General features: G+C 25.8%; 22 protein-coding genes and 1 pseudogene. 5 read left to right on the forward strand and 18 right to left on the reverse strand.

The window, feature by feature from the left end:
• From BUE91_RS02730 to BUE91_RS02745, 4 genes and pseudogenes are all read right to left on the reverse strand, one after another.
• A pseudogene (locus BUE91_RS02730) lies at positions 1-761 on the reverse strand (carboxypeptidase M32); the annotation flags it as partial.
• Between the two features lie 165 nt (positions 762-926).
• A complete protein-coding gene (locus BUE91_RS06895) occupies positions 927-4,190 on the reverse strand; it encodes a hypothetical protein (protein WP_083573738.1) in 3,264 nt (1,087 codons plus the stop codon).
• Positions 4,191-4,204: 14 nt separating this feature from the next.
• On the reverse strand, positions 4,205-6,247 hold the full coding sequence (locus tag BUE91_RS02740) for a hypothetical protein (RefSeq protein WP_073507877.1): 2,043 nt from the start codon (positions 6,245-6,247) through the stop codon (positions 4,205-4,207).
• 248 nt (positions 6,248-6,495) lie between these two features.
• The gene (locus BUE91_RS02745) at positions 6,496-6,861 is read right to left on the reverse strand and encodes a helix-turn-helix domain-containing protein (protein WP_073507878.1); all 366 of its coding nucleotides are present in this window, start codon (positions 6,859-6,861) and stop codon (positions 6,496-6,498) included.
• Between the two features lie 149 nt (positions 6,862-7,010).
• Between BUE91_RS02745 and BUE91_RS02750 the strand changes: the two genes are divergently transcribed.
• Positions 7,011-7,208: a hypothetical protein gene (locus BUE91_RS02750; protein ID WP_073507879.1), complete on the forward strand. Its 198-nt coding sequence runs from the start codon at positions 7,011-7,013 to the stop codon at positions 7,206-7,208.
• A gap of 38 nt (positions 7,209-7,246) precedes the next feature.
• Here BUE91_RS02750 and BUE91_RS02755 read toward each other — a convergent pair whose 3' ends face one another.
• The 14 genes from BUE91_RS02755 to BUE91_RS07430 form a co-directional block, all read right to left on the reverse strand.
• Entirely contained in the window at positions 7,247-7,777 is a 531-nt protein-coding gene (locus BUE91_RS02755; protein WP_073507880.1) for an adenine phosphoribosyltransferase, read from the reverse strand.
• Positions 7,778-7,785: 8 nt separating this feature from the next.
• Complete coding sequence (locus tag BUE91_RS02760; protein ID WP_342351301.1) at positions 7,786-9,018, reverse strand: transporter associated domain-containing protein; 1,233 nt, start codon at positions 9,016-9,018, stop codon at positions 7,786-7,788.
• A 59-nt stretch (positions 9,019-9,077) separates the two neighbouring features.
• A complete protein-coding gene (locus BUE91_RS02765) occupies positions 9,078-9,935 on the reverse strand; it encodes a bifunctional 5,10-methylenetetrahydrofolate dehydrogenase/5,10-methenyltetrahydrofolate cyclohydrolase (RefSeq protein ID WP_083573740.1) in 858 nt (285 codons plus the stop codon).
• Positions 9,928-10,596 (reverse strand): redox-sensing transcriptional repressor Rex, encoded by a 669-nt coding sequence (locus BUE91_RS02770; RefSeq protein WP_066899300.1) that lies wholly within the window; start codon positions 10,594-10,596, stop codon positions 9,928-9,930. The genes BUE91_RS02765 and BUE91_RS02770 overlap by 8 nt, the downstream gene beginning before the upstream one ends.
• An 11-nt stretch (positions 10,597-10,607) precedes the next feature.
• A complete protein-coding gene (fmt, locus tag BUE91_RS02775; RefSeq protein ID WP_073507882.1) occupies positions 10,608-11,534 on the reverse strand; it encodes a methionyl-tRNA formyltransferase in 927 nt (308 codons plus the stop codon).
• Positions 11,535-11,543: 9 nt separating this feature from the next.
• Positions 11,544-12,044 (reverse strand): peptide deformylase, encoded by a 501-nt coding sequence (def, locus tag BUE91_RS02780; protein WP_073507883.1) that lies wholly within the window; start codon positions 12,042-12,044, stop codon positions 11,544-11,546.
• A 15-nt stretch (positions 12,045-12,059) separates the two neighbouring features.
• Positions 12,060-13,991 carry a replication restart helicase PriA gene (gene priA / locus BUE91_RS02785; RefSeq protein ID WP_180371202.1) on the reverse strand — a complete coding sequence of 644 codons (1,932 nt, stop codon included), beginning with the start codon at positions 13,989-13,991 and terminating at the stop codon, positions 12,060-12,062.
• An 18-nt stretch (positions 13,992-14,009) separates the two neighbouring features.
• Positions 14,010-16,022: a penicillin-binding protein gene (locus BUE91_RS02790; RefSeq protein ID WP_073507885.1), complete on the reverse strand. Its 2,013-nt coding sequence runs from the start codon at positions 16,020-16,022 to the stop codon at positions 14,010-14,012.
• 9 nt (positions 16,023-16,031) lie between these two features.
• Positions 16,032-17,462, reverse strand: coding sequence for an Asp-tRNA(Asn)/Glu-tRNA(Gln) amidotransferase subunit GatB (gene gatB, locus BUE91_RS02795; RefSeq protein ID WP_073507894.1), 1,431 nt, complete (start codon positions 17,460-17,462; stop codon positions 16,032-16,034).
• Positions 17,446-18,891 (reverse strand): Asp-tRNA(Asn)/Glu-tRNA(Gln) amidotransferase subunit GatA, encoded by a 1,446-nt coding sequence (gene gatA / locus BUE91_RS02800; protein ID WP_073507886.1) that lies wholly within the window; start codon positions 18,889-18,891, stop codon positions 17,446-17,448. The genes gatB and gatA overlap by 17 nt, the downstream gene beginning before the upstream one ends.
• Positions 18,878-19,174 carry an Asp-tRNA(Asn)/Glu-tRNA(Gln) amidotransferase subunit GatC gene (gatC, locus tag BUE91_RS02805; RefSeq protein WP_073507887.1) on the reverse strand — a complete coding sequence of 99 codons (297 nt, stop codon included), beginning with the start codon at positions 19,172-19,174 and terminating at the stop codon, positions 18,878-18,880. The genes gatA and gatC overlap by 14 nt, the downstream gene beginning before the upstream one ends.
• Before the next feature lie 325 nt (positions 19,175-19,499).
• A complete protein-coding gene (locus BUE91_RS02810) occupies positions 19,500-19,892 on the reverse strand; it encodes a hypothetical protein (protein ID WP_073507888.1) in 393 nt (130 codons plus the stop codon).
• 102 nt (positions 19,893-19,994) lie between these two features.
• The gene (locus tag BUE91_RS07500; protein WP_180370684.1) at positions 19,995-20,123 is read right to left on the reverse strand and encodes a hypothetical protein; all 129 of its coding nucleotides are present in this window, start codon (positions 20,121-20,123) and stop codon (positions 19,995-19,997) included.
• Between the two features lie 149 nt (positions 20,124-20,272).
• The gene (locus BUE91_RS07430; protein ID WP_244889879.1) at positions 20,273-20,581 is read right to left on the reverse strand and encodes a hypothetical protein; all 309 of its coding nucleotides are present in this window, start codon (positions 20,579-20,581) and stop codon (positions 20,273-20,275) included.
• Positions 20,582-20,774: 193 nt separating this feature from the next.
• Here BUE91_RS07430 and holA point away from each other — a divergent pair, with 193 nt between their 5' ends.
• From holA to BUE91_RS02840, 4 genes are all read left to right on the forward strand, one after another.
• Positions 20,775-21,662 carry a DNA polymerase III subunit delta gene (gene holA, locus BUE91_RS02825; protein ID WP_073507890.1) on the forward strand — a complete coding sequence of 296 codons (888 nt, stop codon included), beginning with the start codon at positions 20,775-20,777 and terminating at the stop codon, positions 21,660-21,662.
• Between the two features lie 64 nt (positions 21,663-21,726).
• Entirely contained in the window at positions 21,727-22,080 is a 354-nt protein-coding gene (locus BUE91_RS02830; protein WP_066899321.1) for a GntR family transcriptional regulator, read from the forward strand.
• Between the two features lies 1 nt (position 22,081).
• Complete coding sequence (locus BUE91_RS02835) at positions 22,082-22,792, forward strand: ABC transporter ATP-binding protein (protein WP_073507891.1); 711 nt, start codon at positions 22,082-22,084, stop codon at positions 22,790-22,792.
• A complete protein-coding gene (locus BUE91_RS02840) occupies positions 22,785-23,489 on the forward strand; it encodes a hypothetical protein (RefSeq protein WP_066899325.1) in 705 nt (234 codons plus the stop codon). Before BUE91_RS02835 ends, BUE91_RS02840 begins: the two co-directional genes overlap by 8 nt.
• Positions 23,490-23,541: the final 52 nt, after the last annotated feature.

Genomic DNA, 23,541 nt, shown 5'->3' on the forward strand with positions numbered 1-23,541 from the left:
TTTTCATAATAGTGTGTAGTAATTCTTACATCCTTATTACTTATATTAGTTGTAAATGGATGCTCACTTTCCTTAATTACACCTGAGTTATAGTCAAATTTTAAAATTTCTGATATTTCTTTAGATAATTCTTTTTGTTTATCTATAGGATAAGATTTTGATAAAAATCTAGTTTTAATATCTTTTAATTCTTCTCTTTTTTTAGTAATTACTTCCTTAATAAATGGAGTCAATTCTTCTTTAATATTTTTGAAGAATTCATCAACTATTTCTACCGTTAATTCATTTTCATAATCACTTAATAAAAGATTATATGGATGTCCATTATACCCTCTATATTTTATAAACTCCTTATTATATCTTATTACCTCCTCTAAATAAGGGGCATATTCTCCTAAATTATTACTTCTTTTTGCTTCTCCCCATTTTTGAGTAGATATTGTAGAAAGTTCAGAATATTTAGAATATACATCTACAGGTATTTTACTCATCTTATCAAAAATATTTTTTCTTAGATTTAATATTAATTTTTTATCAATTTCATTAAGTTTATCAAAGTCTAAACTATAAACTATATCTTTTACCTCATCATTTACTAATGTTAGATAAGAAAGTTCACTTAAAGTACCTAAAGTTTTAGATATACTTACAGCAGCATTTACTGGTGCTTCTGTTTCTAAATCCCAAGATAAAATTATCATTGCATGTTGATATGCTCTATTTTTTTCAAGTATCTCTTTTAATCTAGTTATTTTATCCATTTAAATCACCTTTTCTATTTTTTTATTTTTATCTTAATTATACATTCTTTTATATATTTTTTCAATTAAAATTAAAAACTATTTATTGTAAATTTTCTTGATTGTTGATACATGTATTAATTTTATTAAAAAGATGTTTAAGTTTTACCCTAAACACCTTTAATATTACCACTTATAGTCAATATTTAATATTGCTTTTGCATTTGTTGATTTATACTTGTATGTTGGATATGAATCATTAGTAAAGTTTACTTGAACTTCTACTTTTGGTTTTACAGTTAATCTATCATTTAAAATTTTAAATTCTCCCTCTATACCAGGTTTTATTGCTATTACTGATAAGCCACTTTTAGATTCATATTTAGACTTTTCTTCTTCTATTTTTTTCTTTTCATTATTCCCTATTCCTATTATTCCATTTTCATCCATTAATTTTCTTTTTATATCTTTTAATACACTGTATAACTTATCTGATTTATACCCACTTAAATATGAAAATTCTAAATTACTTATTAACTTTATTCCATCTACTATTTCATAACCTAAACTATTTTTATTATACACCTTATAACTATGATTAGTGTCTAATAACAATTCTTTTAATACTGGACTTTGTTGTTTTGAAGAACTTGATATAGAATTATTTCCATTTTTAAAGTCAAATAATACTATTGCATTTAATCCTGTTTCATTCTTAAACTCAACTTTATCACTTAAATTAGCTTCTATTATACCTTTTAAATCTCCTAAAGCTAATATTTCCATTCCTTTTTTCTCTAATAATTTAACCTTATTTGAACTAGTTAAGTTTAGTTCTCCTTTTAATCTTAAATTATTGTTTACTCTATAGTCTACATTATTATCCATCCATGCATTTATTATAGAATAATCCTCATTATCAGAATATGATATTAAATATCTTGCATCTATACTATTTTTTAACATTAAGTTATTTGTTTTTCTATCATATGTTATTCCTACTCCTACTAATCCTAAATGTTTATGTGTTAATTCTTTACTATCATTCATATCCATATTGTATCTATATTTTGATGAAAGTCTTAAAGTAATATCTCCTAGCTTTGTATTTAACTCATTATCTGTGTAAGCTAATAAGACTGTAAAATCTTTGTTCTTATTGTTTGTATCATTTTTCTTATATTTATTAGTATCTATTTTAATTCCATTTTTAATATCTGTTAATATTTTACTTCTTACTTTAATATTTGATTTAAGTTCAATATTCTTATTGATGTATCCTAAATTAAATAAAAACTCTTCTTTTTGAACCAAGCTATTAGTCTTGTCTTTTTTAGGTCTTGGTTTACTATATATCTCTTTACTTTCATTCTCACTATAATCATACATAGTTTCATGTTTTAAAGTTGTCTTTAAATTAAGATTTCTGTTTTTATATACTAAACTTCCTTCTCCTCCAAATGTTCTATCCTTATCACTCCTTATTATAGAACCTATGTGTACATATGTTTTCCCTATTATTTCTAAATTTCCTACTTTTCCTGATAAAGATACATCTCCCTTTACTCTACCCATTCTATCTAATACTTCATGTATGTCTTTTAGTTTGTAATTAAAATTTCCATTTATGTTAAAATTACCTAATCTTTGATTTAGATTTAAGAACCCTTCAAACCTACTTTTCTCATATACTAGTTCTTCAGCAGAATATATTATACCTATCTTTGATTTAGTTGTCTCATAATCTAAATCTAATACTCCTGATATTAATACCTCATCATTTTTAAATCTTAATCCCTGTGAATGATAAAACTCTTTTCTTGCCATTTCATCTTCTTCATATTTCTTATCCCATAATCCTCTTAACTTTAACCCCTCTTTTACATTTTCCTCCATTCCACCTTTATGTTGGTATCCTCCATTAAATGTAAGCTCTATATTCTTATTTAACTTCCTTTTAAAGTTTAATCCAATGTTAGCTATCCCATCTAGTCCTTCAATTGTTTTTAAATTAGTTTTTTTATCCATTTTGTATTTTAAATCTTTTCCTACTACTTCTCCACCAAGGAATACAAATAGGTCTTTATTCTTTCCTATTAAAGCTCCTATATTAAGTTCTTTTTTCACTTCATATTTAATTAAAGGATTATTACTAGCTAATTGTTTATTATTCTCTTTTTTTTCATGTCTTAATCTTAATTCTGTATTATCTCTTACATATATATTCTTTTTAAATATCTCATTTGATGAACTTGAATTTAAAGCTAATACATCTATTATTGATTTACCACTTAATTTCTCCCATGTATATTTCAATCCTGTTCTTATCTTATTACCCATTACTATATATCCAGTTTTATGAAATAGTATACTAGCTTCATATTCTACTTCTATATTAAGGTTATCATTAACCTTGTATTTTAATCCTAATTGTGGACTTATTGTTGCAAAGGAGTTATTATTTATAGTAATTGGTCCCCAATCTCTAATAACCTCCACCTCACCATCATCATTAAGTTCACTCCTATCACTAATGATTTGTTTATCTAAATTAGCCCCCACTTTACCAACAAGTCCTAACTTACTACTTTCATTTAACCTCTTCTCCCATTCATATCCCACATATCCCCTAAAGCTAAAGCCTTTATTATATATTGAATTAAGATCATGATTTGTACTAAGTTCATTATCTATAAATCGTTGTTCTCTTTTATTATAATGAGCTATATATATTCCAGCTAATACATTATTCTTGTAATCTAATCCTGCTCCTATTGAAAGATTATACATAAAAAAATTATTAAGTAATTTCCAAGTAGATGCACTTAAATTTAAATCTGTTATTAATTTAAAATTATTCCCTAGGTTATATCCCAAATTAGCATTTAATGCATAAAGATGTTCTACCCTTATTTCATTATCTGTGCCAACTAATTTACGAGCTGCATTAAAAAGAGAATATGATGTGTTTAAATTAATATCTAAATCCTTTAATTTCTTCTCATACTCATACTTTAAATCTAATTTCTTACTAGAATGTAATTTTAACTCTATACTACCAAATTCTTTAAAGTCTAATCCTAATGCTCCATAGTAATTTTGAGGTTTAAATGTTTTAGCTCCGAAATCCAATCCACCAGATAATTTTAAAAATTCATATATTTTAGCAGAACCATAAAGTTCATTCTTTAAAAACATATTCCTTGTACTTAAAATAGTACTCTCACTATTAACCTTTAATAACAACTCTATCTTCTTTGCCTTACTAAAGTTAAAGAAGTCATCCTCCTCTTTTACTTCATTTACTTTCTTTATTTCATTTGCTTTCTTTGATATAGATGTGTTTCTTCTCTTAGATGATAATATTAATGCATTAGTTTCTATATTATCTGATAATGATATATTAACCATCATTATAGATAATAATGTTAAAGTCTTTATTCCCTTCATTATCTAGCCCCTCTCTACCATCTATATTCCACTTGTAATCTTGCTTTTACATTTACTGCTTTGTATTCTAACTTACTCTTATCCTTACCTACCTTAGCACTTACATCTACCCCTAAGCTTGGCTTAACATGTAGCTTATCATTTAAGTATTTTAAACTTAATTCTGCACTCGGTGATATTAATAAGATTGCTTTGTTATCTTTTCCAAATGATGTCTCTTCTTCTGTTATCTTCTTAAGATCTCCCTCTGTATGTGTTATTATCCCATCTTCTCCTATTCTTTCTCTCTTTATCATTGTTAAACTCTCATATAACTTATCTGATTTTAATCCATATGCAAAACTTGTATCTATTCTACCTACTATATCTATATTATTATTTAATTGATATGTTACCTTATTTTCATTTGAAACCTTAAATGCATATTTTACATCTAAGTGTAAACTTTCATCTCCATGTTTATTCATATTACCACCATTATTATTGTTATGTTCTTTAAACAGTGATATAGTCTTTAATCCTAGTGTTGAAGTAAGGTCTGTTTTGTTATTTAGTTTGTATTCTACTGTCCCCTTTGTGTCTGCTAATAATAGTATTTCATTTTTATCTGAGTTCTTGTCTATAAATGAGAATCTATTTGAACTTGTAAAGTTTACCTCTCCCTTTAATGATAACTTATCATTTACCTTATACTCTTGTCTATTATCACTCCAAAAGTTTATTACACTAAATGTCTTCTTATCCTTATACCCTATCTCATATCTTATATCAAAACTATGTTTTAATTTAAGTTCCTTTACCTTACTCTCATATGTTATTCCTGGTCCTACAAAGGCATATTGGTTATATGCTTCAATTTCACTAGCATTATCTTTAATATTTACTACCCCTACATATCTTCCTGCTAACCTAAAGTTGAAAGCTCCTAATTTATATCCTGCTCTACTATCAACATATATATTAGAGATTGTTTTTTTAATGTCTGTATTATTAGATGTTATTTGATTATTTTTCTTGTATTCATCCATTTCTAATTCTATTTTTTTCTGTTTTTCTTTCTTAAGATCTACCCTACCCTTTATTAGCCCATTTGTTTCAAAGTCTATATTCTTATTAGCATACTTTAATCCTAGTTTTAATTCTGGTTGTAATCTTATCTTTAATTTATCAGGATTTATTTTATCTACTTGTCTAAAGGCTAACTTATTATTAAAGGCTGTTGATAGCTCAAAGTTATTAATAGTATATTTAACTTCATTCTCACTTGTTATTTGATAATCCTTCTTACTTGGTATTATTGTCCCTAAATATACTATACCCTTATTATATGTCTTTAAATTTCCTACATTACCTCTTGCACTTAATTCTATGTTTAATCTTCCTCCTTTTGAATAAGTGCCGTTGTCTTTATTTGTGTCTGGTCTTTCATACTTAAACTTATGATCTATGTCTAACTCTATATCATAGTTTGATTTATTTGTCTTTAAATTTAAAAAGCTTTCTAATCTATTATTTGAATTTGCTGCATATCCTGCTGTATATATTACTCCACTTTGTAGTTTAAATAGTTTATGGTTATAATCTACTACTCCTGAAAATAAAGTCTCTTCTCCTTTAAATCTTAATCCTTGTCCACGGTAATATCTTTTTAGTTTATATTTGTCTTTTTCTATTTCTTCTTTCCATTCTCCTCTACTTTTTAATACTTCTCTTATATTTTCTTCAAAGGCTTTCTTATTCATTGCTTTATCATTATATTGATAGGCTGCATTTAATATTAAGCCTATATCTTTTGTTATTGCTTTTTTTACATTTATTCCTAAAAGGATTTCTCCTCCAAAGTTAGTATCTTTATCTAAGTTTACTTCACCTCCTACAAATGTAAATACTTCTTTGTTTTTACCAAATATTCCTCCCCAGTTTAATTCTGTTGATGCTTTTTTGGTAAAGGCATTTTCATAACCAAATTCTGTTTTACTATCGTTTTTAACGTAGTATTCTGCACTTAATGATGCTACTCCTATAGCTAATAAGCTTATCATCTTATACTTTGACATCTTTCCTCCTATATTTATTATTAATATCTTTCATTGTTTTCAGTTAATTATACCCCCCCCCCTGACCTTTTTGTCAATGATTAATAAAGTATCATAAACTTCATAAAATCTAGCTTTGTGAATAAATTCTCTAATCATATTATTACAACTTTAATTAAAAAACTGAAACTATATTTTTATTTAAAATTTAATAGATTTCAAATAAAAAATGTCTTAAAACCTTTCTAAACTAGTTTTAAGACATTAAGTTATTTATCAAATTTAGATTTATAGAACATTTCATTCATAACTTCTAAAAGTTTCTTTTTATCATCTTCATCTACATTTTTATCATTAAAGAATAAAGTCGCTTTTTTTACTATATCATTTAATTCTACAAATTCTTCTATATTTGCTCCAGCTAAATTCATAATATTTATTTTATCTAATGAATAAATCTCACAAAGACCTGCTAAAACTTTTATAGGCGTTTTATTATTTTCACCATCTTCTATTCTCTTTATATTAGTATGTGCATAACTTATTCCTTTTTCATTTAATTTACCTTCAACTTCTCTTAATGAATATCCTTTTCTTTCTCTGGCATTCTTTAAAGTTTGTCCTAAATCCATCATAAACTTCCCTCCAGCTTTAATAATATAACATATTATATCATTAGAGTTAGAAAAAAGCAACATTTTTTTATTTTTTCAAAAATATAGTTGCATTTTTAAAACTAATGTGATATATTAGTGTTATAAAAATAAAACGACGGAGAAATGATATGATAAAAATATTATTAAAAAAGGCAAATTTTGAATACTTATTAGAAATGATACTTAATTTATTACCATATACATTAATACTTAATATTATCCCTTTATTTATAATAGAATTCTCTTTAAAATCTATATTAATATTATCTATAACATTTATATTACAAGTTTGTTTATTATTTAAGCTTGCAGATATTTTTGAATAAATTTTCAAAATAAAAAAACACCTTAGGTGTTTTTTTAATTAAAATTTTAATATAGAATATATTTCTTTTCCTTTTAATATATCTTTTCCTTTTAGGTCTACAAGTTCTATTAGAAACGCTAATTCATATACTTCTGCTCCTAATTCTTCTACTAAATCTACCATAGCTTTTGCAGTTCCACCAGTAGCTAATAAATCATCAACTATTAAAACCTTCGCCCCTTTTTCAAATGCATCTTTATGAATTTCTAAAACACTCTTACCATATTCTAATGAGTATTCAGCTCTTACAGTCTCAGCTGGTAATTTACCTGCTTTTCTTGCTGGAACAAATCCTGCACCTATATTATATGCTATTGCAGATGCAAAAATAAATCCTCTGGCATCAGCACCTAATACATAATCAATTCCTTTATCTTTATATCTATTAGTGAAATCTTCTATTATAAGTTTTAATCCTTCTTTATCTTTTAATGCAGTAGTAATATCCCTAAATATTATACCTTTTTCTGGAAAATCAGGTATACTTCTAATCATTTCATCTAATTTTTGAATTTCTAATTTGTTCATTTTCGCTCCTATCTTTTGATAATAAGCTTTACTTTTTCTATTTTCTTATTATCAACCTTTAAAACTTGTATTATATAACCATCATTTATAACCTTATCATTTTCTATTGCTACTCTTTCAAGCTTATATTGTATATATCCTGAAATAGTATCATATTCTTCAGATTCTTCTATATCTAAATCATATTTTTCATTAATTTCTTCAACTAAAGTTTCTCCTAATAGTTCATATACATTTTTTGATATAGATTTAAAATTTTCTTCTTCTATATCATATTCATCTCTAATTTCCCCTACTATTTCTTCAAGTAAATCTTCTATAGTTATTAATCCTAATGTTCCACCATATTCATCTATAATTATAGCCATATGTTGTTGTTTTTGTCTAAAAAACTCTAACATATATGTAAGCGTTACTGTTTCTGGAACATATACTATATCTTTCATTAAATTTTTAAGTTTAATATTTCTATCATTACATTTTAATAAATCCTTAGTATACATAACACCACAAATATTATCTATACTCTCATTATATAATGGTATACGTGAAAACTCATGCTCTATTATATCATCCCAAACATTATCTAAAATATCTTCACCATCATAGGCTATTATAGAAGTTCTTGGAGTCATAATTTCTTTAACTGTAGTATCGGTAAAATTAAATATACTATGTATCATTTCTTTTTCTTCTTTTTCAACTTCAGTATTATCTGCATAATTAATAATATTTCTAATATCTTCTTCGGTAAGATCTCTTTCTTCTTTATTTTTACCATCACTAAATATATTATTAATTTTCATATATATACTTTCTACTATTAATACAAACGGGAATAAAACTATCATTAATACATCAATAAAATCTATAGTATTTATTAATGTCTTATATACATCTATCTTAGATATTGCTTTTATAAAAATCTGAAGTAGTATTAATAATGATATAATTATAGCAAAAAATAGTATACTAAAATTAAAAAATCTTCCTACATTAAAAATAATAATTTTTAAATACATAGTTATTAATACTATGTTTAAAATATCAGATGTTACCTTGTATCTTATTAATTTTTCCAAAAATTTTGCTACTTTTTTTCTATTATCCTCTTCGACTTCTTTTAAATAATTTTTTTCTATATAATTAATATACATAAAACTTGTATTAAAAGCACTTAGTATAGAAAAAAATAATAAAATTATTAAAAAAGTTACTATAATATTAATACTTATCTTAATACATCTCCTTTTTAAAAAATATTATAATTAATTTTATCATATCATATATTTTTTTTCAATTATATATTATTAAGCTCAAATGCCCTAATAGTATTTTTAATTAAAGAATAAATAGTCATAGGTCCAACTCCACCTGGGACAGGTGTAATGTACCTAACTTTAGAATTTTCAATAACATCTTTAAAATCAACATCACCTGAAATTTTACCTTCAAATTCTGAAATACCTACATCTATAACCACTGCCTCATCTTTAATATGTTCACCTTTAATTAATCTTGGAACTCCTGTAGCACTAATTAATATATCTGCCTGTTTTACTTTATGGAATAGATCCTTAGTTTTACTATTACATACCTGAACTGTTGCCCCCTCGTTAATAAGCATTAATGCAAGTGGTTTTCCAACTATGTTTGATCTACCTATAATTACAACATCTTTAGATTCTATACTAATGTTATAGTAATTAAGTAATTCCATTATACCTTGTGGTGTACAAGAATAAATTCCTTTATCTTTAAATAATAGGTTACCCACATTTTCAGGATGAAATCCATCTACATCTTTTTTAGGATTTATGGCTGACATAACTGAGATATAGTTAATATGTGAAGGTAATGGAAGTTGTAATAATACACCATCAATTTTTTCATCATTATTTAATTTATTTATTTCAGATATTAGTTCCATTTCAGATATATTTTCTTCAAAAATTATTGTTTCTTGATATATTCCTAATTCATAACATTTTTTTGCCTTATTCTTTAGATATATAATAGAAGCTTTATCATTACCTACTCTAATAAATGCAAGACCTGCTTTTCTTCCTATTTTTTTCACTAAGATTTGATATTCTATTTTTAATTTATCATATAGTATATTTGATACATGAATGCCATCTAACATACTTTTAATCAAAATTAATTCCTCCTCTTAATTCTGGGTTTATTCTCCAAAAGTTTAATTCTTTTAATTTAGCAGAAATATCAGCATTTACAACTGCTGTATTAGTAGTTAATTCTAATTTATAATCTGTCATATTAAGTATTGCCTGTATTCCTGCACCTATTAGTTCATCAGCTGTGTCTTGAGCAAATTCACTATTTACTGCTAAGATTACAGTATGTACATTATTTTCATTAATATATTCTTTACATTTTTTAGCATCAGTAACTTTAATATCTAAATTAGGTATTTCCTTACCAATTTTTTGAGGATCTATATCAAATATTGCAGTTAATTTAAATCCTTTACCTAAAACATCAGTATTACGTGCTATCATAGTACCTACATTACCATATCCTAAAAGGATTACCTCATTTTCCTTATCTATACCTAATATACTTTCTATTTCTCCAATCAAAGCATTAATGTTATATCCTTTACCTCTTACTCCAAATTGTCCAAATGTAGAAAAATCCTTTCTTACTTGCACTGCTGTAGTATTCATCTTTTTAGATAATTCTATAGAATTAACTTCTGATTGTATTTTTTCTAAATCTTTTAAAACACTTAGATACAAAGTAAGTCTTGAAATTATCCGACCTGAAATTTCTTTTGCACTGTATTTTTTTGACATTAAAATCCTCCTCACTTCAATACATCTAATTTATTTATTTGTCTCCCATTAATAAAATCTAATGAACTTTGTTTCTTCTTTCCTTCTAATTTAAGCTCCTTAATTACTATGGCTCCATCTCCCGTTTTAACTACTATTCCTTCTTTCGTTAAATCTATTACAGTCCCTGGTTTTTCATCTCCAATATATTCTATAATATCTGAATTATACAATTTTAAAACTTTTCCATTTAAAGTAGTAAAAGCTTCAGGAAAAGGATTTAATCCTCTAATCTTATTAAATATAGTCAAACTATCTAAACTAAAATCTATTCTTGTTTCTTCTTTTTTAATAGGTCTTACAAAAGTTGCTAAGCTATGATCTTGTTTAGTTGCTTTTACTGTATTATTTTTCATCATTTCTATAGCATTCTTTACTCCAAGTGCTCCTAAAACTTTAAGTCTATCATGTAAGCTACCTAAAGTATCTTCTTTTAATATTTCAGTTTCAAGTCTACAAATTATATCTCCCTCATCAAGATTTTCATTTATATACATTATAGATACACCTGTTTTATCATCACCATTTAATATTGCTGCATGTATAGGAGCTGCTCCTCTATACTTAGGTAATAATGAAGAATGTACATTTATTATACCATATTTTGGAAGATCTATAATATTTTTAGGTATTATCATTCCATATGCCACTACAACTATTAAATCTGCATTATATTTTTTCAATATCTCATATGTTTCTTCAGTTCTCAAACTTTTAGGTTGTACTATTTCTATATTGTTGTCCAATGCATATTGTTTAACAGGAGAAAAAACTATCTTATTTCCACGAGCATTAACTTTATCTATTTTGGTAAAAACAGCTAGTAGTTCTGTATTTTTATGTAAGTATTTTAAAGTTTCTATTGCAAAATCCGGCGTTCCCATAAATATTGTTTTCATTTCTCACCCCTAAAATTCTCTTGGTTTACTATTCTTCTTCATAATTTCTAATTTTTTTCTGATAAGATTTCTACTCATAGGACTTATTCTGTCTATAAATAATATTCCATCTATATGATCTAATTCATGCTGGAATGCACGTGATTTAAGTCCATTTAATTCTCTTTCTATAATATTACCATTCTCATCTTGATATCTTACAGTTATAATCTCAGGTCTTAATACATTTTTAAATATACCAGGTATACTTAAGCAACCTTCTTGAAATTCTACCATTTCCTCTCCAAAGCTTAATATTTCTGGATTTACTACCTTTACTATTTCATTATCTACTTCTAAAACAAAAAACCTTTTATCTATCCCAACTTGATTAGCAGCAAGACCTATACCATTAGCAAGTCTCATTGTTTTAATCATCTCATCTAATGTATTTCTTAATTCATCATTAAATTCAACAACTTCATCTGATTTTTTTCTTAAAATTGGTGCTTCATAAACGTAAATGTTCAATTTTATCACTACTTTCTAATATAAAGTTAGAGGATCAATATCAACTAAAATTCTTGTTACATTATTACTTGATCCTTTTATAGCAAAAAGTAATTTCCTATTTTTTGCTATTTCATTTTTATTACTTTTGATATATATATTATATCTAAAATCATCATTTATTTTAAATATTGGGGCTTTTTCAATATGGGATACTTCTGCAAAATTTTTGGTAATATCTTCATGTATTTTTTTAATTACCTTTAATGCTCTTTCTTCTTTTTTATCAGAAACTATTATTTTAATCATTCTACTAAAAGGTGGTAAATTAAGTAATCTCCTTATATGTATATCATATTCAAAATACCCTTCAAAATCTCCTGATACTATTGATTTTATTAATTTTGAATCAGGAAAATAACTTTGAAGTATTACCTTACCTTTTTTATTACCTCTACCTGCTCTACCTGCTGATTGTGTTACAAGTTGATAAGTTTTTTCTCCTACTCTAAAATCACTTAAAGATAATAATTGATCTGTATTAATTACTCCAACTAAGGTAACATTAGGAAAATGGAACCCTTTAGCAAGTATCTGTGTTCCAATAGCTATTTGATACTTATTTTCACCAAATTCTTTATATGCCCTGTCAAAATCTTTTTGACTTGTCATAGTACTTGAATCCATTCTAAGTATATTTTCACTACCAAATAATTCTGATAATTCTTCTTCTAATTTTTCTATTCCTACACCTAAAAATTCTAAGTTTTTACTATTACAATAAGGGCAAATATCATACATCTTCCTTCTATATTCACAATGTGAACATTCTAAAATATTTTTAGACTTTGAATACCTTAGATTAACACTACACTTTGGACAAGTCATTTTTTCTTTACATTCTATGCATCTAACTAATAGTGAATGTAATTTTCTATTTAATATTAATATGACCTGTTCACCTTTTAATAATACATCCTTCATGTTTTGAAGTAATTTTTCAGATAACATAGATTTTTCATTAGATAAATCCACTACCTCTATTTCTGGTAAATCCATATTATTAAATCTTTTATTTAAAGTAATTAATTTAAACAAATTTTTCTTTGCAAGATAATAACTTTCAAATGAAGGAGTTGCACTTCCTAATATGACATTTGCTCCTTCTTGCATAGCCCTTTTTATAGCTACATTTCTACTATGATATCTTGCATTATCCTCTTGTTTATAAGTATTTTCATGCTCTTCATCTATTATTATATATCCTAAATTCTTAACAGGAGCAAACAGTGCTGATCTTGCACCTAGTATAACCTTTGAGTTACCAGAATATATATTAAGCCATTCTTTAAGTTTAGTTGATGGACTCATTTTACTATGAATTAAACTTACACTACTACCAAATACTTTTTTTATACCTTTAACCATTTGTGAACTTAAAGAAATTTCAGGTAACAAGAATATACTTGATTTATCTTTTCTAAGTGCCTCTTCTATTAACTTAATATATATCTCTGTTTTTCCACTACCTGTTATTCCATGTAATAAAAAAATACTTTCATCAGAATTTAATATTTCTTCATAAGCCTTTTGTTGATATTCATTTAAAACTATATTATTATTAATAACTACTTCTTTTTTTCCTATTTCTACTAATTTTTCCTTATACATTTTCTCATAAGGTCCTAATATCTTAAAACTAGCATTAAAATCAGTTATGTAATATGAATTAATAAATATAGCTAAGTTTAATATGCTTTCTGGTATTTTAACCATATTTTCCATAACTCTATTTATTTTTTTAATTTTAAAATCTCCTATTTCTTCTTTCTTAGTTTCTCTAATAACTACTCCTAATACTTCCTTATTTCTAAAATTAATCTCAACAAAAGTTCCTATATCTAAAGGGAAGTCAGATTCATAAGTATATGTGTTAATATATTTTTTTACATATATCTGATAATACATCTTCATTCCCCCTTTCTATTATCTTAATTCTAATCTAATTTTATCTCCTGATCTAATTTTTGCTCCAGCTTTTGGATACTGTTTTATTACCTTTCCATTACCTGTAATGGAAACAACATATTTATCTATACCTAATTCTAATAAATTTTTCTTAGTTACTCCTATTAAATTAGGCATAATATTCATAGAAAATTCATTTTTAATATTTTCTATTTTCTTATTTCTATTTTCCTTAATTTCTACAACCTCTAATTCAGAAATATTTTGTACTACTTTCTCACTTGGATTAACATTTTTATACTTTATTATCTTATCTAAAATATCTCTAGCAAGTGGCAGTGCAACTGATGCTCCATAATATTCTCCACGTGGCTCATCTACAGTAATTAATATACTGTATTTAGGTTTATTAGCTGGAAAAAATGTGAAAAATGATGAAAAGTATTTTCCTGCTTCATATCCCCTAGGTCCTGCTTTTTGAGCTGTACCTGTTTTTCCACCTATTCTATACCCATCAAGTTTTATTCCACGTCCAGTACCACTTGAAACTACTTCTTCAAGTATTTTCTTTATCTTATTACTTACATTTTCACTAATTACTTTACCCTTACTATGAGTCTCAAAATTTTTAACTATTTTCCCATCACTTCCAACTATTTTTTCTACTATCTGTGGAGTTATTAAATCTCCACCATTAATAGTTGCATTTAATGCTACTAATATTTGAAGCTGTGTCATATTTATCCCTTGACCAAAAGATACATTAGATCTTCTAACTTCTGTAAATTCTTTTAAAGTCATTAAATTACTACTAGTTTCATAAGATGTATCTATACCTGTTTTCATACCTAAACCAAATTTTGATAAATAGTTATAGAAAACTTCAGGGGTCATCATTTGTGATATTTTTACTAAACCTACATTCCCTGAATGTACCATTATTTTAGATACTGGTAATGTTCCTTTAGTACTCTCATCATGATCTCTTATTATTCTATTTTTTACCTTAATATATCCATCAGAATGTATTAATGTATTCTCATTAATTAATCCCTCATTCATAGCCATTGATATAGTTAAAGGTTTAAATATAGACCCCGGCTCAAATAATGAAGTAATATTATGATTTTTTATTTCTGCCCTATTAGATGCTTTAGGGTATGAACTCATAGCAACTATCTTTCCTGTATCACTTTCCATTACTATACCCATAGTAGTAGTTGCTTCAAATTTATCATGTGCATCTTTTAAAATATCATCAAGTGAGTATTGTAATAAAGAGTCTATCGTTAATACTACATTATCTCCATCTTTTGCTTTTTTAACTATTTTTTCATCTACCAAATATGGTAATGTATACTCTGCCAAAGATGCTGAAAAAGGAGCTGTTCCTGTTGATTGTCCATTTTCACCTTTAAGCATTTTATTGTATCTATGTTCTACTCCATACACACCATTTTCTTCATTATTAAGAAAACCAACTATAGTTTCAAATACAGAATTATTAATATATTCTCTTTTAAATTTTCTAGTAAAGTAGACAAATCTTGCATTAAAAGTCTCTCTATCTTTTTTTCTAGCTTCTTTAAGTAATTCATCAATTTGATCTTTTTGAGCAACGTTAACTAATACATTTTTAAACTCATAATATTTCTTATTTTTCTCTTTTAATTCAAAGATTTTATTAACAGTTTCTTCAATTTTAATATTTCGTATTACTTTATTAATAATCTTTACAAATTTTTCTATTTCTTCTCTATCTTTAAGTAATGTCGGATCTACAACTATACCTTGATATTCTAAATCAACAGCTAATTCTAAATTATCACTAGTAAGTATAGAACCACGTTTAGCTTTTATTTCTTTAATATATGACCTTATAGGTGTAATAACGTCAAATGAAAAATCTCTATGTAATACTTGTAAAAAAAACAATCTTACTATTACTAACAATAGAAATAAAAAGAAAAATGTAAAGTATACTCTTCTTTTATTTTTTTCTTTTAAAAACCATCTATCTAATTTACTCATATATTTACCTTATTTCATATTTTTTATTAATAAATCTTGAACTAATTTAGGATTTGCTTTACCTTTAGATATTTTCATAGCCTGTCCCATTAAAGCTTTAATAGCCCTATCTTTACCATTTAAGAAATCTTGAACAGATTCAGGGTTTTCAGAAATTACTTGTTTAACAATATTTTCTATTTCTCCCTCATCAGATATTTGTAACATACCCTTTTCTTTAACAATTATATTAGGATCCTTATCATCACTTAGCATTATTTCAAATACTTCTTTAGCTATTTTTGAACTTATTGTTCCAGATTTTAATAAAATAATTAATTTTGCTAAATTTTCACTACTTATACTAAAATTATCTATACTAATATATTGCTCTTTAAGTACTCTTAATACTTCTGTTAACATCCAGTTAGTTGAAAGTCTTGGATCTCCTGAAAACTTAACTAGTTCTTCAAAATAGTTTGCAAGATTAATAGATGTAACTAAATTTCCAGCATCAACCTCAGAAATATTGTATTCATTTACAAATCTTGCTAATTTCTCATCAGCAAATTCAGGCATTTCTTCTTTTAATCTAGTTATTCTTTCTTCACTAATTATTACTGGTGGTAAATCAGGTTCTGGAAAATATCTATAATCCATAGCTTCTTCCTTGTTTCTCATAGCTCTTGTTATGCCCTTTTCATCATCCCAAAGCCTTGTTTCCTGAATTACTCTTTCTCCTCTTTCTATTAATTCCATTTGTCTGTTTGCCTCATATTCTATAGCCCTTACAACAGCTTTAAACGAATTTAAATTCTTAGTTTCAGTTCTAGTTCCCAATTTATCTGAACCCTTTTCTTTAATAGATACATTGGCATCACATCTAAGTGAACCAAATTCCATACTTACATCACTTACACCAGTATATTTAATTCTTTCCTTTAAATTATTTAAATATATATATGCATCTTGAGGATTAGTAATACATGGTTTAGTAACTATTTCTATTAATGGTATACTTGCTCTATTAAAGTTTAATATAGATTCATGTTTTGTATGTATACTTTTAGCCGTATCTTCTTCTATTTGTATTCTTTCTATTTCAACCTTAACATCTTTATCATTTCTTTTAAATTCTAAATAACCATTTTCTGCATAAGGTTTAAAATATTGTGTAATTTGATAATTTTTAGGAGAATCTGGATAAAAATAGTTTTTTCTATCAAAATAACTTAATTTATTAATATCACAATTTAAAGCAAGTGCCGCTTTAATAGCATAATCTAAAACTTCTTCATTTAATCTAGGAAGAGCACCAGGTTGACCTGTTGACACTGGAGAGATACAAACATTAGGATCTTTTTCATCATAATTTGCATCAGCATCACACCATATTTTAGTTTTAGTTTTTAATTGGCAATGAACTTCCAGACCTATTACTATATCATACTCTTTCATAATCAATCTTTCCTCTTTCCATCTCATATTTATGTGTAACATTTAATAATAAATCTTCTCTAAAATAGTTAGAAATTATTTGCATTCCTACTGGTAATTTATCTACAAATCCTACTGGTACAGAAATTGCTGGAAGTCCTGCAAGTGATACTGAAACAGTATATATATCAGATAAATACATTTCTATAGGATTATTTGATTTTTCTCCTTTTTTAAATGCTACATTAGGTGTTGTAGGTGTTATTATTACATCTACATTCTCAAATGCTTTTTGATAATCATTTTTTATTAATCTTCTTACCTGAGATGCTTTTTTATAATACGCTTCATAAAATCCTGAACTTAAAACATATGTTCCTATCATTATTCTTCTTTTAACCTCTTTACCAAATCCTTCAGTTCTAGATTTAACATATATATCTTCTATATTATCAGCATCTGCCCTATATCCATAACGCATTCCATCATATCTTGAAAGATTAGATGAAGCTTCAGCTGATGAAATGATATAGTAAGTTGGGATAGAATACTTACTGTATTCAAGATTAATATCTACTATACTTGCTCCCATTTTTACTAATACATCTAAAGCAGCTTCTATACTTTTTTTAATTTCTTCAGATAACCCTTTAAAGAAGTTTTTATCTATTCCTATTCTTAAACCATTAATATCCTTATTTAATAATTCTGAGTACTTAGGAACTTCAACACTAGCTGTAGTAGGATCATATATATCCTCACCTGCAATTATTTCTAAAGTTTTAGCAACATCTTCAGAAGTTCTTGCAATTATTCCTACTTGATCAAGACTTGAACCAAAAGCCATAAGCCCATATCTTGAAACTCTACCATAAGTAGGTTTTAATCCAACAGTACCTGTAAAAGCTGCTGGTTGTCTAACTGATCCTCCTGTATCTGTTCCTAGAGCTATAGGCACCTCTAAAGCTGCAACTGCTGCTGCTGAACCACCACTTGAACCACCAGGAACTCTTTCTAAATCCCAAGGATTTGACACCATTTTAACGCTAGAATTCTCATTAGATGACCCCATAGCAAACTCATCCATATTAGCCTTACCAACTAAAACTACATTTGCATCCTTTAATCTTTTTACTACAGTTGCATCATATGTCCCATAATATCCTGATAATATTTTAGATACTGATGTAGTAAGTTCTCCAAATGAAACTATATTATCCTTAAGAGCTATAGGAACTCCATGTAAAGAACTAGATATTTCTGTTTCATCTGCTTTTTTAGCTGAATTTATAGCATTTTCTCTATTAACAGAAACAAATGCTCCTATCTTATCTTCCATTTCATCTATTCTATTTAAAATTGAGTTAGTAACTTCACGAGAAGTTAATTTTCCCTCTTTTATTAATCCAGCTATTTCACTAGCTGTTAAAGTATATATTTTATTCATTTCCATCACCTATCATAACTGGTAAAGAAATAAAGTTTTCATCGCTTTTAGGAGCATTTTTTAAAAACATTTCCTTATCCATTTCAACCTTTGGTTCATGCTTATATATCTTACCTTCATTTTCTAAAATACTATATAAAGGTTCTACATTTTCTAAATTTAATTCATTTAAGCTTTCCATATGTTTAAAGATATCATTTAGATCTTTTTGAAAAGATTCTAATTCATTTTCTTCAAATGATAATTTAGATAGTTTTGCTAATTTAACTACTTCTTCTTTAGTAACCATTTTCTACCTACTTTCTTAAATTCGTCTACTTTAGATAATATCATATTTAAGTAGATTTTTCAATTGTTTTAAACCCACACAAACAAAAAAAGCCCATTAAATAGGCTCCTTATTTTTTAAACATCGCTTTAATTAAATTCTCTAATTCATTAAATTTACCTTTTAACTCCTTTAATTCTATATAAATCTCATAAACTCTCTCATCAAGTAAATTAATATTTCCATTTCTTTGTAATTTTAATATTTCCTTACTTCTTGAATCAATATTATCAAATCTATATCCAATACCTGCACCAAATGATACATATCCTTTTGTATTTAATGATCAGCTCGCCTTATATATCAAATTAGTTATATCATTTGTTCCTGATAAACCTAATGCAACTGCATGTTCTCCATTAAAATATCCATAAGATCCTGATATGTTATGACCTTTTCCATTTATCTGTGGTAAATTAGCTATATCTATAACATTTGCCACTCCAGAATTTGCAGCAACACCCTTAGATATGTCTAATTTTGTCTTATCTGATAAATCTATACTAACATCATTTCCACTTGCCATAGTTCTTATACTATCAGAACCTTTAATTCTAAATTTAAGTCCACCCTCTTTATTTAACTTCTCCATAGTAGTTTCACCTGTATCACCACTTAATGATAGAGTATTGTTAGATAATTTTTCTAATTTATCATTGGTTTTCTTATTTTCATCCAAATTATGTTTTATAGCATCATGTATAGAATGTTTACCTGTTTCTCCAATATTTGAAAAAGCTATGTTACCAGCAGTTACATTACCAGTATTTTGTAAAGCCGCTCATCCACCAAATATCGTTTTAACTGAATCAGCAAAATTCGATAGAACATTATTAGTAAAATAAAGTTGTGAACCATTTACTGCATCAGTAGACTCCTTAGTTATTTGACCCGCTGCTACATTTTGCAATTGTTTTTCCTTACCTTTATCTCCTATAGAAACAACTGAATCAGGTGTTCCTCCTGCAAAACCATCAAATTTTAATCCTCCAATAGTAACATCTTTTATCCCCTTTTTTTCACCTGTTTTTACTATAAGATCCCATAGCTACTGATTTTTCATGGCCTGCTACAGTATGATTCCCTATAGCTATAGATTCTTTTAGTAGCAGAACTATTTTGCCCAAATACACTAAAGTAATCTCCACTTGCTCCATTATCTGCACCTACTGAAACAGAATATTTTCCACCAGCATAATTATGTATACCTACAGCAGTCGAATGATCTTTAAATGCTGTATTTTCATGTCCTATTACATTTGCATGATCTGTCTTAGCTTCATTTTTATCTCCTAATACATGCGTATTATTTCCAATACCTTTATTTGTCGTAGCATCATTACCAATATGCGTTTGACTAAACAACATAGAGGGTAGTGATAAAATTAACACTATTTTCAACTTTTTTATTTTCCCAGGATATACCACTTTTTCTCATAACCTTTCTTTTTATTTCTGTTCTAAATTATACCCCCCCCCTCTTTTTGTCAAGATAATTATTTTTAATCAATTTTACTTTGAATAAAATTTTATGATATAATTAAGCGAACAGGAGGCATAAATGAACTATTTTATTTCAGGAAAAAGTGGAAGAAAAATTTACATGAGTAAAATATTGGATAATAGTTATAAAAATAAGATGTATTTCGATGAAAATACTGTATATGAGTTTTTAAGTGAATTAAATGCAGGATCACTTTTTAGTGAACCTACTCTTTTAATACTTAGAAATGCAAATAAGATAAAAGATATAAATAATGTAATAAAGAACATTAATTCTAATAACTTTACTGATAAGGATATAATTGTAGATTATGAAACAAATAAGGAAAATAAAAAATTAAAAGATTTACTTATTAATTTTGAAATACATGAAATTTTAGATGATAGAGAAAATAAGAATATTTTAATAAAATATATACAAGAAAAACTTAAATGTAGCACTAAAGATAGTAATAATTTAATAGAAATTATAGGACAGGATTTCTATTCTATAAAAAATGAAATAGATAAAATAGATACATACTTAAATGGTAATGAGTTTTCATTTGACAATATTAAACCTGTTTTATCTAAAAATACTAATTTTTTTATCTTTAATCTTACAGAAGATATACTTAATAAAAAGGATGTAACTTTTCCTATAAAAGAACATATGGCATTACTTGCTTCTTTAAGTAATGATTTTGAAATTATGTATAAATTACATCTACTAGATATTAAAAATATTAGTTATAATAACTTTAAAAGCCAATATGAAAATCACAAATTTTTTAGAAATCTTAACCCGTATTATGTATTTAAAAAAATACAGTTTCTAAAAAATTTTACTAAAAACAGAACAAAAGAATTAATAGATCTTTCTTTTGAAGTTGATTTTAAAATTAAGACTGGATTATTACCTTTAGAAGATGGGGTTGAATCATATATATTAGAAATATTAAAATGATATTTTCTTGACATAAATTTTGAAATAGTGTATTATAAGACTACAATAGTATGGAGGTGTAATTATGGAGTTTAATAATAAGTATCCTATATATAGACAACTATTTGAAATATTTTTATCAGATATTATTAATGGTAAATTAAAACCAGGCGATAAATTTATGTCTATTAGAGAAGCTTCAATAAAATTTAATTTAAATCCTAATACAGTCGTGAATGCTTTCAAAGAACTTGAACTTCAAAAAATTGCTGTAACTAAAAGAGGGCTTGGTACTTTTGTTACTGAAGATCTCGAAATACTAAAAAATTTAACAGCAAATCATTCGCAAACTATATTAGACGATTTTTTATCTAAAATGTATTCCTTAGGGTATTCTAATGATGAAATAATAAATCAAATTAAAGAAAGGGGAAAATAAGATGAAAAATGTATTAGAAATTAAAAATTTAAGTAAAGTATATTCAAAAAAAATAGTTTTAGATAATTTGAATTTAACACTAAGCGAAAATAAGATAGTCGGTATATTAGGTCCTAACGGTAGTGGAAAAACTACTTTATTAAAAATAATTGCAGGACTTGCAAGAAAAAGTAGTGGTGAAATATTAATAAATGGATTAGAACCATCAAATAAAACTAAATCTATAGTTAGTTATCTATCAGATAAGAACTTTATAGATAATTCTCTTAAAGTATATCAAGCATTAAATCTATATAATGATTTTTTCGATTTTGATATAAATAAGGCTGTAAGACTTTTAGAAGAAATGAACATAGATATTAAAGCAGAAATTGCATCTTTATCTAAAGGTATGAAAGAAAAAGTCTTTTTAATTCTAACTTTATCAAGAAATGCTAGAATATTCATATTAGATGAGCCTATAGCAGGTGTAGATGTTATTACTAGAGATCAAATATTAAATATTATTATAAATAACGTATTTGAGAATTCTACAGTTATCGTTACTACTCATTTAATAAGAGATATAGAAAGAATTTTTGATGAAGTTGCTTTCTTAAAAAATGGAAAAATTGATAAGGTTTATTCAGTAGATGAATTAAGAGAAAATAATGGATTAACTATAGAAGAATTATATAAAGAAGTATTTAAAGAAGGTGATAATAATGCTTAAGTTTTTAAAATATGAATTTAAAAGAAATTGGAAATTTAATATACTACTATTATTTTCATTTATTATATTAACAATTACAATAAAAATATTATACTACACTGAAGACCATAAATATACTTTAGCAAAATCAATAGCAATTTTATGTCTTTTAGGTGCTTCTTTTTCTGTATTTTTCTATTATATAAAGAACTTTTCTAAAGATCTTTATTCAGATACAGGATATTTTACTTTCTCATTACCTATATCTGGTTATACCTACTTTTGGGGTAAAATAATATTTTATTTAACATATAGCGTTATTCTATTTCCATTAAGTTTTATTTCATTTTCAATAATATCGGAAAGAGATATAATGAATATTATTTCATCAATAAATTTTAATGATCATAATTTAATATTAACAGCTATATCATCTATTTTATTTACTATATTCTTCAATGTTTCAGTTTATTTAAGTATAACTATAACACATTATATTTCTAAATCAAAAAATATATATTTCTTATGGATATTTATACTTGTATTTATAATGGTATCTGGTTCATATTTACAACTTAAAATAAACTCTTTATTTGATCCTATAAGTTTTATAAACAACACAGTATTATATACTAATATTTCAATATTATTAATTTATATCATAATATCTGGAACATTAGGTGGATATTTAATAGATAAAAAATTAGAATTGCAATAACCTTTCTACCAGAGACATATGTCTCTGGTTTTTAATTAAAAAAGACCCCTAA

The organism is Streptobacillus notomytis, from assembly GCF_001902585.1.
GTDB classification, from domain to species: domain Bacteria; phylum Fusobacteriota; class Fusobacteriia; order Fusobacteriales; family Leptotrichiaceae; genus Streptobacillus; species Streptobacillus notomytis.

Excerpts from the sequence above, each read along its gene's own strand:
- BUE91_RS06895 (WP_083573738.1), bottom strand. The coding sequence starts at position 4,190 with ATGAAGGGAATAAAGACTTTAACATTATTATCTATAATGATGGTTAAT.
- BUE91_RS02740 (WP_073507877.1), bottom strand. The coding sequence starts at position 6,247 with ATGTCAAAGTATAAGATGATAAGCTTATTAGCTATAGGAGTAGCATCA.
- BUE91_RS02745 (WP_073507878.1), bottom strand. The coding sequence starts at position 6,861 with ATGATGGATTTAGGACAAACTTTAAAGAATGCCAGAGAAAGAAAAGGA.
- BUE91_RS02750 (WP_073507879.1), top strand. The coding sequence starts at position 7,011 with ATGATAAAAATATTATTAAAAAAGGCAAATTTTGAATACTTATTAGAA.
- BUE91_RS02755 (WP_073507880.1), bottom strand. The coding sequence starts at position 7,777 with ATGAACAAATTAGAAATTCAAAAATTAGATGAAATGATTAGAAGTATA.
- BUE91_RS02770 (WP_066899300.1), bottom strand. The coding sequence starts at position 10,596 with ATGTCAAAAAAATACAGTGCAAAAGAAATTTCAGGTCGGATAATTTCA.
- fmt (WP_073507882.1), bottom strand. The coding sequence starts at position 11,534 with ATGAAAACAATATTTATGGGAACGCCGGATTTTGCAATAGAAACTTTA.
- priA (WP_180371202.1), bottom strand. The coding sequence starts at position 13,991 with ATGTATTATCAGATATATGTAAAAAAATATATTAACACATATACTTAT.
- BUE91_RS02790 (WP_073507885.1), bottom strand. The coding sequence starts at position 16,022 with ATGAGTAAATTAGATAGATGGTTTTTAAAAGAAAAAAATAAAAGAAGA.
- gatA (WP_073507886.1), bottom strand. The coding sequence starts at position 18,891 with ATGGAAATGAATAAAATATATACTTTAACAGCTAGTGAAATAGCTGGA.
- gatC (WP_073507887.1), bottom strand. The coding sequence starts at position 19,174 with ATGGTTACTAAAGAAGAAGTAGTTAAATTAGCAAAACTATCTAAATTA.
- BUE91_RS07430 (WP_244889879.1), bottom strand. The coding sequence starts at position 20,581 with ATGTTGTTTAGTCAAACGCATATTGGTAATGATGCTACGACAAATAAA.
- holA (WP_073507890.1), top strand. The coding sequence starts at position 20,775 with ATGAACTATTTTATTTCAGGAAAAAGTGGAAGAAAAATTTACATGAGT.
- BUE91_RS02830 (WP_066899321.1), top strand. The coding sequence starts at position 21,727 with ATGGAGTTTAATAATAAGTATCCTATATATAGACAACTATTTGAAATA.
- BUE91_RS02835 (WP_073507891.1), top strand. The coding sequence starts at position 22,082 with ATGAAAAATGTATTAGAAATTAAAAATTTAAGTAAAGTATATTCAAAA.
- BUE91_RS02840 (WP_066899325.1), top strand. The coding sequence starts at position 22,785 with ATGCTTAAGTTTTTAAAATATGAATTTAAAAGAAATTGGAAATTTAAT.